The organism is Rathayibacter sp. VKM Ac-2856 (assembly GCF_013205055.1).
Lineage (GTDB): Bacteria > Actinomycetota > Actinomycetes > Actinomycetales > Microbacteriaceae > Rathayibacter.
The window spans coordinates 1,036,146-1,048,893 of record NZ_JABMLF010000001.1 but is presented as its reverse complement, the minus strand read 5'-3'; the positions used below and the strand labels follow the sequence as shown (position 1 = coordinate 1,048,893).

Genomic DNA, 12,748 nt, shown 5'->3' with positions numbered 1-12,748 from the left:
GTCCGCGATGTATCCACGAGTCACCGCCGTCCTGGTCGCCCACAACGGCGCGGCCTACCTGGAGCGAACCCTCGCGGCGCTGCGGGCCCAGACCCGTCAGCCCGACGCGACCGTGTTCGTCGACGGCGGCTCGAAGGACGAGACCGGGCAGCTGCTCGCCGGCTGGGGTCCCACGCAGCTCGTCCAGGTCGCCGAGAACCTCCCGTTCGGCCAGGCCGTCGCCCGTGCCGTCCGCGTCATGCAGGCGCCGACGGGGGAGGACGAGTGGCTCTGGCTGCTCGCCGCCGACTCCGCCCCTGAGCCGGGCGCGCTCGCTGCGCTCCTCGGAGCGGTCGAGGTCGCGCCGTCCGTCGCGGTCGCCGGGCCGAAGGTGATGGACTGGACCCGCTCCGGCTACATCCGCAGCTACGGCGAGTCGATCACCAACTACGGCACCACCGTCCATCTCGTCGAGGACGAGCTCGACCAGGGCCAGCACGACGCCACTCCCGACGTCCTCGCCGTCGCCGCGGGCGGCATGCTCGTCCGGCACGCGCTCTGGGAGGAGCTCGGCGGCTTCGACCCCGGGCTGCCCGTCGTCGACGACGCCCTCGACTTCTCGATCCGCACCCGGCTCGCCGGCCACCGGGTCAGCCGGGTCCCCGACTCGCGGGTCACCACCGCCCGCATCGGCCTGCAGCGCCCCGACGGCCGGCGGATCGACAGAGGGGAGCGCCGGCGCGCTCGGCAGCACCGCACGGCCCAGCTGCACCGCCGCCTCGCCTACGCGCCGGTCGCCCTGCTCGTCGTGCACTGGCTGTCGCTCGTGCCGCTCGCCGTCGGCCGCGCCGCCGTCCGGCTCCTGCGCAAGCAGCCCGGCCTCGTCGGCGGCGAGCTGCTCGCCGCCTTCGTCGTCGCGTTCGGCGGCACCAAGGTCTTCCACGCGAGGAAGGTCCTCCGCTCCTCGAAGAACGTCGGCTGGAAGGCGATCGCGCCGCTGCGCATCCCGCTCGACGTGGTCCGCCAGCTCCGCTCCGTCCGGCACGACGCGGTCCGAGTGCAGGCGAGCCGCGAGCGGCACCCGCTGCACTTCTTCCAGGGCGGCGGAGTCTGGATCGTCCTGGTCGCGGCTCTCGCCGGCCTGATCCTCTACACCCGCCTGATCGCGGCCACCGCCATGGGCGGCGGCGGACTGCTCACCCTCTCGCCCACGGTCGGCGAGCTGTGGCGGAACGCGGCCTACGGCTGGCGCGACCTCGGCTCCGGCTTCATCGGCGCGGCCGATCCGTTCGCCGCGGTGCTCGCCGTGCTCGGCTCGCTCACCTTCTGGGCGCCGAGCTTCTCGATCGTGCTCCTCTACCTCACGGCGCTGCCGCTCGCGACGATGGGCGCGTGGATGATGATCGCCCGCCTCACGGCGCGGCCGATCGCCCGCGCCGCCGGCGCCTTCGTCTACCTGCTCGCGCCCGCCTTCTTCGCGGCGCAGTCCGAGGGCCGCCCGGCCGCGATCCTCGTGCACGTCCTGCTCCCGTGGCTGTTCTTCGCGGGCTTCGGCGCGTACCGCTCGTGGTCGTCGTCGGCCACGGCGTCGATCCTGGCCGCGGCGATCGTCGCCTGCGCGCCGATCCTCGCGGTGCCGCTCGCGCTGATCTGGATCGTCGTCCTGGCCACGTCCGGGCGCCGCATCGGCCGGTTCGCCGGACTGCCGATCCCGGCGCTCGCGCTGCTCTTCCCGATCATCGTGGCGCACGCCCAGCGCGGCGACTGGTTCGCGATCCTCGCCGACCCCGGTGTGCCGCTGCCCTCCGCGCGGGTCGATGTCTTCGCGCTCCTCGCCGGCTTCCCTTCGAGCTTCACCGCCGGCTGGCTCGATCTCCTCGCCGGGCTGGGCATCCCCTCGTCGGCGGCCGGCGTCGCCACCGCCGTGCTCGTGCTCCCGCTGGTGGTCGCGGCGCTCGCGGCGCTCCTGCTCCCCAACAACCTCTCGGCGCTCGGCGGAGTCGGCGTGGCGGCCGTCGGCCTGCTGACGGCCGCGCTCGCGCAGGACGTCCAGGTCGTCACCACGGGCTCCGAGGCGGTCGCCGTCTGGAGCGGGACCGGCCTCAGCCTGTACTGGCTCGGCCTGGTCGTCGGCTTCTCGCTGTCGGTCGCCGCGCTGCCGTCGTACCGGATGGTCCCGGCCCTGATCGTGACGGCCGCCGCGGTCGTCGCCGTCGCTCCGCTGGCGATCCTGTTCCCGACCGGCGACTCGGCCGTCAGCACCGCCGGCTCCGACCGGTCGCTGCCGGCCTACGTGGCGGCGGAGGCGCAGAACGAGCCGCGCGTCGGCACGATCGTGCTCGTCCCGCAGTCCGACGGCGGCGTCCTCGCCCGCCTCGAGCGCGGCGCGGGAGCGACGCTCGACCAGCAGTCGACGCTCGCGACCACCGGCACCGAGCAGACCGATGCGATCGACGAGCTCGCCGGCAACCTCGTCTCGCGCACCGGCTACGACATCGGCGCAGCGCTCCAGGAGCTCGGCGTCCGGTTCGTGGTGCTCGCACCGCCGGCCACCGCCGACGCGGGCGACGCCGCCTCGGCCGTCAGTGCGCGCGCCGCCGTCTCCCTCGACGGCAACGCCGCGTTCTCGGCGGTCGGCGACACCCAGTACGGCCTGCTCTGGACGGCCGTCGATACCGAGGGCACGCGGATCGACGCGGCGCCGCAGGGTGTCGTCGGCCCGTTCGGCGTCGCCTACACGATCGCCCTGCTGATCGTGTTCCTCGTCGCGCTGCTGCTGGCCGTCCCCACCGGGCTCTCGCTCGAGCGGGCCCGCTCCGGGGCCGCCGTCGCGGGGATCGACGACGAGCCGGGCGAGGCGACCGGCCAGTTCGACGACGGGACCGACGATGCCTGATCCCGCCGACCAGGAGACGAGCATGATCCAGCCCCCGCCCCGCCCCTCGCGTGCCGCTCGACGCGCTGAGCGCGGCGCCGCGACTCCGGCCGCCGAGTCGTCGCCGAAGCGCGACCGGACCGTCTCGGCCGCCCGGCGCCGCCGCTCCGTGCTGCGCGGAGCCGTCGGAGCCGCGGGACTCGCCGTCGCCGCCGCCGCGATCGTGCTGCCGCAGCTCCTCCCGTCGCCGCTGGCCTCGCGCGCCGCCGACGGCGTCGTCGTCACCCCCGTCGCCGCTGACGGCACGCTCGTCTGCGCGGGCGACCTCGTCGACGCGGGGGACCCCGAGGAGCTCGTCGCCATCGACGCCTCGGGCATCTCGCTCTCGCCCGGGGATGCGACCGGCCCGCTGGAGACGCTCGAGGAGACCGATGTGGCCTCCCCGGGCACCGGGATCACCCGGGTCGCCGTCCCCGCCCAGTCCGACCCCGCCCCGGGCGGCGTGACCACCCAGTCCATCGCGACCGAGCAGCTCTCCGGTCTCTCGGCCCTCGGCTGCGCCGAGCCGTCGGCCGACAGCTGGCTCGTCGCCGGCTCGACCGACGTCGGCCGGACCTCCGTGCTCGTCCTCGCGAACGCGAGCGACGTGGCGGCGACCGTCGACCTCTCCCTCTACGGCGAGAACGGCCTCGTCCCGACGACCGGCGCGACGGGGATCGTCGTGCCCGCGGGCACCGTTCGCTCGCTCCCGCTCGCGGGACTCGCCCCCGACGTGATCCAGCCCGTGGTGAGGATGACCGCGCGCGGCGGCGAGATCGCGGCGAGCCTGCAGAGCAGCGCCATCTCGGGTCTCACCCCGCAGGGCGTCGAGACCACCGGCCCGGCGGCCGCGCCGTCTGATCTCACCGTGATCTCCGGCTTCACCGTCGCGTCACCTCCCGCCGACACGGCCGGCGACGACGGCACCGGCGGCGAGGGCACCCCCGTCCTGCGGATCCTCGCGCCCGGCGAGGCGGACAGCACCGTCTCGATCGAGGTCGCGAACGAGGACCCGAGCGGGATCGGCACCTCCACCCAGGTCGTCGTGCCCGCCGGCCGCGTCGGCGAGGTGCCGCTCTCCGGCCTCGCGGACGGCTCCTACCGCATCACGCTGACCTCCGACCAGCCCGTGGTCGCGGCCGGCCGCACCACCTCCACCGGCCCCGCCGGAACGGACTTCGCCTGGTTCGTGTCCGGCACGGCGACGGACGTGCCGTTCGGCGTCGGCAACACGCAGGAGCAGGGCGCCGTGCTGCACCTCGCGAACGGCAGCGACTCCTCGGCGTCGGTGCTGGTCGAGTCGGCGGCGGGGTCGCGGACCCTCGACATCGGCCCGTTCGCGTCGGTCTCGACGGAGCTGGGCGTCGACGCCGCGGTCGTCACGAGCGACCAGCCGGTGCAGGCGTCCGTGTCGATCGCGAACGAGGGGCGGATCGCGTCCTACGCGATCGTGCCGCCCGGCCCGCTGTCCTCGCCGGTCACCGTCTACTCGCACTGACCGCCGGCGCGGCCCGCGGCGCGGCCGTGCGCCGTCGGCCGGGCGGCCGGCCTCAGTGGTCCCGGTAGCGGTCCGGGGAGATGTCCCACGGATCGCGGCCGAGCAGCTCGGCGACGGCGCGGAAGACGTAGCTCTCGATCATCATCCGCTGGTGCCACTCGTCGCGGCGGTGCAGCTTCGCCAGGCGCTCGATCGGCACGCGGTACAGCGTGATGCGGCGGGCGGCGTGGTCCACGCGCCAGCGGGCGATTCCGGTGCCCTGGAGTCGCGCCGGGTCGACGTCCGGGGTGGACGCGAGGTCGACGCGGATGCCGGCGAGCTCCTCGGGCCAGGCGCCGCGGAGGTAGTCGATGGCGGAGCCGATCGTCGTCTCGAAGAAGTCGGCGCGGGTCTGCAGCGGCGGGAGGTGCGGTCCGGTGACGGCGCCGCGGATGCCCCGGCCGTGCCGGTCGCGCGAGCCGCCCCGCACCGAGCTCGCCTGTCGAGCGGTGGAACGGCGTGCGCGGGGCATTGGACCAGCTTATGGCCCGGAGCCCGCGGTCACGGGCCTGTTGCTACTGTGGGCGCGATGAACCGACGGCAGTGCTCGCGCACCGGGTGCAGCCTCCCCGCTGCCGTCACCCTGACCTACGACTACCGCGACTCCCTCGTGGCCGTCGGTCCGCTGAGCCCGCAGCCCGATCCGCACGGCTACGACCTCTGCGCGGAGCACGACCGCCGGCTGCTGGTGCCGCGGGGCTGGCAGGCGGTGCGCTACCGGGAGCCGTCGGCGGAATGATCCGCCGGCCGCAGCGGCGAGTCCTGCGGGCGACGAGCCGTCTCGTCGCGCACCGGGAAGCCGCGCGGGGCGTCCGCCAGCACCGGTGCGAGCCGGGCGAGCCGCCGGTCGGCGAGCTCCAGCGCCCGCTCCTCGCGCTGCCGGCGGAGTGCGGCGACGGCGAGCAGGAAGTCCTCGGCGGGAGCGGCGGGCAGCGGCGAGACGTGCACGGCGGCCTCCTGCGCGAGGGCGGCCGCGAGCTGCGAGCGCGAGGGCTCGGTCATCCCGCCCCGCTGGCGGAGGAACTGCGCGAGCCGCCGCGCGAGCGCGTCCGGGAGTCGCGCCACGTCCGCGGTCGCGGCCCAGGCCTCGAGCGGAGCGGGCACCTCGACCACGAGCGCGGGCGCGGCGGGCACCCGCTCGAGCTGGCTGTGCGTGCCCGCGAGCACGTCGCCGAGCCGGCGGGAGCGGCGCGAGAGCAGGCCGACCACCGCGGCGAGCCCGCCCGCCGTCATCACGATCTCGAGCACTCCGGTGAGCCCGCGGATCAGCGCGTGCCGGAAGCCGATCGCGCCGCCGTCGTCGCGGACCACGCGGGCGCCGACGGCGAGCTTGCCGAGCGAGCGCCCGCGGGTGGCGGTCTCGACGGCGACGGGGACGAGCACGATCGAGACGACGAGGGCGGCGATCGCGACGGCGGCGGAGGCCGCGGCGTCGAGCCCGCCGTCGCCGGCGAGGACGGCGACCAGGTAGAAGAGGCCGAACGCGAGCAGGAGCTCCGCGGCGAGGTCGATGATCGCGCCGGCGGCCCGCAGGACGAACGAGGTGACGGGGATCTCGAGCGCGATCGCCTCGCCCGTGATCAGGCCGGCGTCGTCCCGGGCGAAGTCGTCCCGGGCGGAGTCGTCGCTCATGGTCCCTCATCCCCTGATCGGTGGCCCCGGCTATCATCTCAGCAGATGGACATCGACGCTCTCTCGGCCGCGCGCAGCGCCCAGTGGACCCGCCTCGACGAGCTGGCGCGCAAGCGCCGCCTGACCGGCGGCGAGGCCGACGAGCTCGTGGAGCGCTACCAGTCCGCCTCGGCGGACCTCGCCGCGATCTCCTCCACCGCGGGCTCCACCGCCGTCGGCACGCGCCTGGCCGTCTCGCTGTCGCGCGCGCGGGGGCGGCTCACCGGCACCCGGGGCGAGCCGCTGGCCGCCGTCGCGCGCTTCGCGGTGGTCTCGCTCCCCGCGGCGCTGTACCGGATCCGCTGGCTGACCCTCGCCGTCGCGCTGGCGACCGTGCTGGTCGCCGGGCTCTTCGCGGTCTGGATCCTCGGCGACCCGCGCCTGCTCGCCGCGCTCGGCGACGACGAGCAGCTGCGCCGCTTCGCGCAGGAGGACTTCGTCGACTACTACTCCGAGAACCCGGCCGCGTCCTTCGCCGGTCAGGTCTGGACGAACAACGCCTGGATCGCGGCCCAGTGCGTCGCGTTCGGCATCGTCGGCGTCTACGTGCCGTACATCCTGCTGCAGAACGCGCAGAACCTCGGCACCTCCGTCGCCGTGATGTTCCACGTCGGCGAGGGCGACACCTTCTTCCTCTACATCCTCCCGCACGGCCTGCTCGAGCTGACGGCGGTGTTCGTCGCCGCGGCGGCGGGCCTGCGGATCTTCTGGGCCTGGATCGCGCCCGGCCCGCGTCCCCGGGGGCAGGCGCTCGCGGAGGATGCGCGGAGCCTGTTCACCGTCGCGATCGGGCTGGTCTTCGTGCTGCTCGTCTCCGGCGTGATCGAGGGATTCGTGACGCCGGCGCCGTGGCCGTGGTGGCTGAAGATCGGCATCGGCGCGCTCGCCCTCGGCGCCTTCGTCGCGTACGTCCTGGTGCTCGGCCGTCGCGCCGTCCGGGCGGGGGAGACCGGCGACCTCGACCGCTTCGGCGCGGGCTCGCGCGGCATCGCCGAGGGCTGAGCGGCTGCTCCTTAGAGGAGTCGGCTGCGGCTCTCGGCTGGGAAGCCGGCGGGCGGCGCCCGGGCGGGCGTCAGAGCCGGCCGGTCGCCTTCAGCGCGAGGTAGCGGTCGGCGAGGGCGGGCGGCAGCTTCTCGGGAGCGGCGAGCACCACGTCGCCGCCGAGGCGGCGCACGGCGGCCGCGAGCCGGTCCGCGTCCGCGAGCGAGCGCTCCGCCGCCGCGGCGGTGTAGACGGCGCCGAGATCGCTTCGGTCCCCGGCCATCCGCGCCAGCTCCGGGTCGATCGCGCAGGCGACGACGACGGTGTGCTGCCGGGTGAGCTGGGGGAGCACGGCGAGCAGGCCCTCCGCCGCCCCCACGGAGTCGAGCGCGGTGAGCAGGACGACCAGCGAGCGCTGCGACACCAGGGTGCGCACCTGCGCCGGCACCGCCGCCCAGTCGGTCTCGATCAGCTGCGGCTGCACGGGGGCCAGCGCGTCGACCACGCGGCCGAGCACCTCGGTGCCGGTGGCGCTGTGCACGCGGGCGCGCCGGGCGCGGTCGAAGGCCAGGACGTCGATGCGGTCGCCGGCGGAGGCGGCGAGCGCGGACAGCAGGAGGGAGGCCTCGATCGCCGTGTCCAGGCGCGGCTCGTCGTCGATCCGGGCCGCGGAGGTGCGGCCGGTGTCGAGCACGAGCACCACCCGCCGATCGCGCTCCGGACGCCAGGTGCGCACGACCGGCTCGCGGCGCCGGGCGGTGGCCCGCCAGTCGAGCGAGCGGACGTCGTCTCCGCGCACGTACTCGCGGAGGCTGTCGAACTCGGTGCCCTGACCGCGGATCATCACGCTCGTGCGTCCCTCGAGCTCGCGCAGGCGGGCGAGGCGCGACGGCAGGTGGCGGCGGGAGCGGAACGGCGGCAGCACGCGCACGACCGCGGGTGCGGCGATCGTCGCCTGGCGGCCGGCCAGGCCGAGCACGCCGTTCGAGCGGATCGTCGCGTGCAGCGCGCGGCGCTCCCCGCGCCGGCGCGGCTCGAGCACGGTCCGGACCGCGCGGCGCTCGCCCGGCGGCAGGCGCAGCGGCGAGCGGGTGATCAGCGCGCCGGCGGAGGGCTCCCAGGCGTCGCGGACGACGCCGGTGATCCTGCGCCGGCCGGTGTTCGTGATCAGCAGGGTCGCCTCGGCGCGCTCCCCGAGCCGCATCCGCTCGGGCGCCCGGCGCTCCACCAGGACCGAGCGGGCGGATCCGGCGACCACCAGATCGATGCCCACCAGGATCAGCCAGACCAGCAGCCAGAGCCCGAGCACGGCGAAGGCGACCTCGGCGCGGCGCCCGAGCAGGACGACCGGCACGAGGCCGACGAGGAGGACGAGGACGGAGCGTCCGGTGAGGTGCACGACTCAGACCGGGACGCGGACCTGCTGCAGGATGCCGCCGAGGACTGCCTCCGTGCGCACGCCCTCGAGCTCGGCCTCGGGCTGGAGCTGCATCCGGTGCCGCAGCACGGGCAGCACCATCGCCTGGACGTGATCGGGGGTGATCGAGCCGTAGCCGTTCAGCCAGGCCCACGCGCGGCTCGCGGCCAGCAGCGCCGTCGATCCGCGGGGGCTCACGCCGAGCTTGACGCTCGGGCTCTCCCGGGTGGCGCGGGCGACGTCGACGATGTAGCCGAGCACGTCCGGGCCGGCGCCGACCCGGCGGACGGAGGCCTGCGCGGCGCGCAGCCGCCCGGCGTCGAGCACGGGGTGCACGCCGGCGGCCGCGAGGTCGCGCGGGTCGAAGCCCGCGGCGTGCCGCGAGAGCACCTCGACCTCGACATCGCGCGGCGGCACGTCGAGCACCAGCTTGAGCAGGAACCGGTCCAGCTGCGCCTCGGGGAGGAGGTAGGTCCCCTCGTACTCGACCGGGTTCTGAGTCGCCGCGACGAGGAACGGGTCGGGCAGACGGAGGGTGCGGCCGTCGACGCTCACCTGGCGCTCCTCCATCGCCTCCAGGAGCGCCGCCTGCGTCTTGGGCGGCGTGCGGTTGATCTCGTCGGCGAGCAGCAGGTTGGTGAAGACCGGGCCCTCGCGGAAGGCGAAGCCCGAGGTCGAGGCGTCGTAGACGAGAGAGCCGGTGATGTCGCCCGGCATCAGGTCCGGCGTGAACTGCACGCGCCGGGTGTCGAGGCCGAGCGAGACCGAGAGCGCCCGCACCAGCAGCGTCTTGGCGACGCCGGGCACGCCCTCGAGCAGCACGTGCCCGCCGGCCAGCAGGGCGATCAGCAGTCCGGAGACGGCGCCGTCCTGGCCGACGACGGCGCGGCCGACCTCGGAGCGGACGCGGTCGAGCTCGCGGCGGAGCTCGTCGTCCGCGATCGGGGGGAGGGAGGAGTCGCTCATCGGAGGGGGCCTTCCGGTCGTTCGTGGTCGGTGCGGTCGTGAGCCCCGCCGCGCTGGGCGGGGCCGTCGTGGTCGATGCGCGGTGCGCGCGCCTCGCGGAGCGCGTGCTCGAAGCGCAGGAGCTCGTCCGAGGCGGCGACGAGCGCCGCGTCATCGGCGGGCCGGTCGTCGACGAGGAGCCGGCGCAGCGCTCGCGGGTCGCGCTCGAGCAGGGCGGCGGCGCCCTCGACGACCTCGTCCACCCCGCTCGACGGTGCCAGGCCGAGCACGGCGGCGGCGCGGTGCAGCGTGCCGATCCGCAGCGCGTCGAGCGCGCGGACGCGGGTGGCGCCGTGGGCGTAGAGCCGCGCTCGGCCGCGGGCGGTCTCGCTCGCGTGCACGACGACGGGCAGCGGCTCGACGGCGAGCGGTCCGAAGCGGCGGCCGCGCCAGACGGCCGAGGCGACGAAGACCCCGACGAGCAGCAGCAGCGTCGGCGTGACCCAGCCCGGCGCGAGATCGGCGGGGTCGACCGAGGCGGAGACCGCGTCGGCCGAGCCGGCGCGGTACCAGACCAGCCGGTCCTCGCCGCCGAGGAGCCCGAGCGCGAGAGCGGCGCGGCCCTCCTGCGCGATCGTCCCGTTCCGGAGGAGATCCGCGTCGCCGACGGCGACCACCGGCGCTCCCTCGATCGTGGCGCCGGCGACCAGCGCGAAGGCGTCGTCGCCGGAGGGGAAGCAGCCGACGGCGCCGCCGCCGAGGACGCGGAAGGTGCTGTCGCCCGCGGGGATCGCCTGCGCGCGCTCGGCGGCCGGCAGTGCGCAGGCGGCGGGGAGCACCCCGCGGTCCTGGGGAGCGCCGGCGAAGGCGGCGTCCGGCAGGAGCGCCGTGAGGGCCGCGCCGGAGGGCACGACGAGGACGACCGCGGCGGCGTCCTCCGCGAGCCGGGCGTACTGCTCCTCGTCGAGGGCCGACGTCGGATCGTCGACGAGGAGGGTCGAGCCGGGATCGACCTCGCGCAGGGCCTCGTCGATGCCGTCGGCGCGGACCACCTCGATCCCCTGGTCGCGGAGGACCTCGGCTACGGCGCGGGCCCCGGTCGGCGCGGCGCTGTCGACGTCGAGGTCGGCGGCCGGCACGGGGGAGCCCGTCGCCACGGTGAGCAGGACCGTGCCGAGGGCGACGATCGCGGCGAGCAGGAGCCAGATGCGGCCCCGGCGCAGCAGGGCGCCGAGCGTGGGCGAGGAGACGGTGTCGACCGGCGCGCCGCCAGCGTCGCCAGCGACGGTCGAGCGGGAGGTGGTCGGCCCGGTCATCGGAGGGCCTCGAGCGGCACCGGAGCGGCGGCGAGCGCGCGGTCGAGTCCGGCGACCCGCTCATAGTCGGCGCGGTCGCAGGGCAGGCCGAGGTAGCGGACCCGGTCGAAGTCGTCCGCGGCGCGCCGCAGCTCCTCGCCCGAGGCGGGGAAGACCGCGGCGGCCCGGCGGGAGAAGCCGTGCGCCGTCGTCCCGGGCGAGACGCTCAGCACGGTCCGCTCGTCGAGGGCGCGCACGAGCGCACGGAAGCGCTCGACCAGGGCCTCGCCGAAGTCCCCGCGAGCGGCCGCCGCCTCGGCGAGCGCGCGCAGCTCCGCGGCGGAGCGGGAGTCGTCGTCCGCCAGGACGGCGCCGGTCGCGGCCCCGCGGCGTCGCAGGCGCGGACGCCCGGCGAGCACCAGGGCGACCACGACGAGCACCACCAGCACGATCACGCCGATGACCGCCGCGACCGGCAGGCCGACGCCGTCGCCCGGCAGGGTGAGCGAGGCGAACCAGTCCCGCACGCCCTGCACCAGGCGATCGAACCAGTTCGGCTCGGCGGCCCGGTAGCGCGGGTCGGCGAGCTCCTCGAGGAGCAGGCGCCGGGCCTCCTGGGCGTCGGGATCGAGCGGTGCCCCGGCGAGCGCGAGGCGGATCACGGCGCGGTCCGCTCCGGAGCGGGGAACGGGTCGGGGGAGTCGCGGCCGGCGGCGCGCTCCTCCACATGGCGCATCAGGACGAGGTCGAAGCCCTCGCGCCGGATGCGGCGGTCGAGGTAGACCAGCCCGGTCACCGCGGACTGCAGGACCGTGCCGACCGCGCCGATGACGAGTCCGACCGCGACCGAGAGCAGGGCGACGACGACGGCGGCGACGACCTGCGCTCCGGGGTCGGTCGGAGCGACGAGCGCCCCGCCGATCGGGACGAGCAGGCTGAACGGCGTCGTGACGACCTGTCCGGCGGCCTGGATGATGATCAGCATCAGCGCGAGCGCGCCGAATGTCCGCCAGAACCCGCCGGTCACGAGCCGCCAGGAGCGGCCGATCGCACGGCGCAGCGGGAGGCGCTCCAGCACGATCAGGCTCGGCACCAGGGCGAGCTTCGTCGCGAGCCAGGCGCCGACGACGAGCGCGCCGAGGCCGGAGAGCACGAGCACCAGGATGCCGCCGACGACCGCGCTCGTCCCGGCGTCCTGCGCGCCGAGGAGGAACAGCGGCACCGAGAGCGCGGACGCGGCGATCACCAGCACCACCGCGCCGATCCCCTGCAGGACCGTCCAGCCCACCAGCGCCCAGAAGCGCCCGCGGAGCCGCACGAGCAGGCGGCGCAGCGTCGGCCGCTCGCCGAGGACCGCGCGCGAGACCTCGAGCACGACGACGCCCTGCACGAGCGCGCCGGTCGCCAGGGTCACGGCCAGCGGGATCAGCGCCGAGAGCACGACGATCGCGAGCGATCCGGAGGCGACGGCGTCGCGATCCGCCGCCTCGGCCTGCGTGATCCGCCCGATCGCGAAGATCGCGACGGCGCCGTAGAGCACGAGGGCGAGCAGCGAGCCGACGCCCTGCACCAGTAGCGCGACGCCGAGGGTGGTGCGCGGGCTGCGGCGGAGCACGGCGAAGGGCGCCCCGAGCAGGGTGCCGAAGCCGAGCGGCCGGAGCGGGATCAGCCCGGGCTTCGGCGGGGGAGTCCAGCCCTGGGGCGGCGGCGGCCCCGCGGGTCCCGCGGTCGGCGCCCAGGAGACGGGCGCGACCGGCGGGGCGGGCGCCCAGGAGGTGGGGACGACCGGCGCGGCGGGCGCCCAGGCGACCGGCGGCACCGGCACGGCAGGAGGCGCGGGCGTGGCAGGGGGAACGGGAGCCGAGGGCGTCGCCGCCGCGGCGGGCGGCCGCGCGTCGTCGCCCTCCGGAGCCCCGGCGGGCGGTGGCCACTGAGCTGCGTCGGTCATCCCTCCCCATGCTGTCACAGGCCCCGCCCGAGCCTCGCGTCCGGCGTGCGGTCCCGCTCCC

General features: G+C 76.2%; 11 protein-coding genes. 4 read left to right on the top strand and 7 right to left on the bottom strand.

Annotated features, from left to right (window positions below; all coding sequences use genetic code 11):
- Positions 1-7 precede the first annotated feature (7 nt).
- A complete protein-coding gene (locus HQQ82_RS04835; protein WP_173231893.1) occupies positions 8-2,875 on the top strand; it encodes a glycosyltransferase family 2 protein in 2,868 nt (955 codons plus the stop codon).
- A 22-nt stretch (positions 2,876-2,897) separates the two neighbouring features.
- On the top strand, positions 2,898-4,391 hold the full coding sequence (locus HQQ82_RS04830; protein WP_173231892.1) for a DUF5719 family protein: 1,494 nt from the start codon (positions 2,898-2,900) through the stop codon (positions 4,389-4,391).
- A 52-nt stretch (positions 4,392-4,443) separates the two neighbouring features.
- Here the strand turns inward: HQQ82_RS04830 and HQQ82_RS04825 are convergent, their stop codons facing one another.
- Complete coding sequence (locus tag HQQ82_RS04825) at positions 4,444-4,902, bottom strand: metallopeptidase family protein (protein ID WP_173231891.1); 459 nt, start codon at positions 4,900-4,902, stop codon at positions 4,444-4,446.
- 57 nt (positions 4,903-4,959) lie between these two features.
- On the opposite strand from HQQ82_RS04825, the gene HQQ82_RS04820 reads away from it, so the two are divergent.
- A complete protein-coding gene (locus HQQ82_RS04820) occupies positions 4,960-5,169 on the top strand; it encodes a DUF3499 family protein (RefSeq protein ID WP_173231890.1) in 210 nt (69 codons plus the stop codon).
- Here HQQ82_RS04820 and HQQ82_RS04815 read toward each other — a convergent pair.
- Positions 5,145-6,062 carry an RDD family protein gene (locus tag HQQ82_RS04815; RefSeq protein ID WP_173231889.1) on the bottom strand — a complete coding sequence of 306 codons (918 nt, stop codon included), beginning with the start codon at positions 6,060-6,062 and terminating at the stop codon, positions 5,145-5,147. The genes HQQ82_RS04820 and HQQ82_RS04815 overlap by 25 nt on opposite strands.
- A 45-nt stretch (positions 6,063-6,107) precedes the next feature.
- On the opposite strand from HQQ82_RS04815, the gene HQQ82_RS04810 reads away from it, so the two are divergent.
- On the top strand, positions 6,108-7,103 hold the full coding sequence (locus HQQ82_RS04810) for a stage II sporulation protein M (RefSeq protein WP_173231888.1): 996 nt from the start codon (positions 6,108-6,110) through the stop codon (positions 7,101-7,103).
- A gap of 70 nt (positions 7,104-7,173) precedes the next feature.
- Here the strand turns inward: HQQ82_RS04810 and HQQ82_RS04805 are convergent, their stop codons facing one another.
- From HQQ82_RS04805 to HQQ82_RS04785, 5 genes are read right to left on the bottom strand one after another with little or no spacing between them, the layout of a single operon-like run.
- A complete protein-coding gene (locus HQQ82_RS04805) occupies positions 7,174-8,481 on the bottom strand; it encodes a DUF58 domain-containing protein (RefSeq protein WP_173231887.1) in 1,308 nt (435 codons plus the stop codon).
- 3 nt (positions 8,482-8,484) lie between these two features.
- Positions 8,485-9,465 carry a MoxR family ATPase gene (locus tag HQQ82_RS04800; protein ID WP_173231886.1) on the bottom strand — a complete coding sequence of 327 codons (981 nt, stop codon included), beginning with the start codon at positions 9,463-9,465 and terminating at the stop codon, positions 8,485-8,487.
- Positions 9,462-10,760 (bottom strand): DUF4350 domain-containing protein, encoded by a 1,299-nt coding sequence (locus HQQ82_RS04795; RefSeq protein WP_173231885.1) that lies wholly within the window; start codon positions 10,758-10,760, stop codon positions 9,462-9,464. The genes HQQ82_RS04800 and HQQ82_RS04795 overlap by 4 nt, the downstream gene beginning before the upstream one ends.
- Positions 10,757-11,401, bottom strand: a complete 645-nt coding sequence (locus HQQ82_RS04790) for a DUF4129 domain-containing protein (protein ID WP_173231884.1) — start codon at positions 11,399-11,401, stop codon at positions 10,757-10,759. The genes HQQ82_RS04795 and HQQ82_RS04790 overlap by 4 nt, the downstream gene beginning before the upstream one ends.
- Positions 11,398-12,687, bottom strand: a complete 1,290-nt coding sequence (locus HQQ82_RS04785) for a hypothetical protein (protein WP_173231883.1) — start codon at positions 12,685-12,687, stop codon at positions 11,398-11,400. Before HQQ82_RS04785 ends, HQQ82_RS04790 begins: the two co-directional genes overlap by 4 nt.
- Positions 12,688-12,748: the final 61 nt, after the last annotated feature.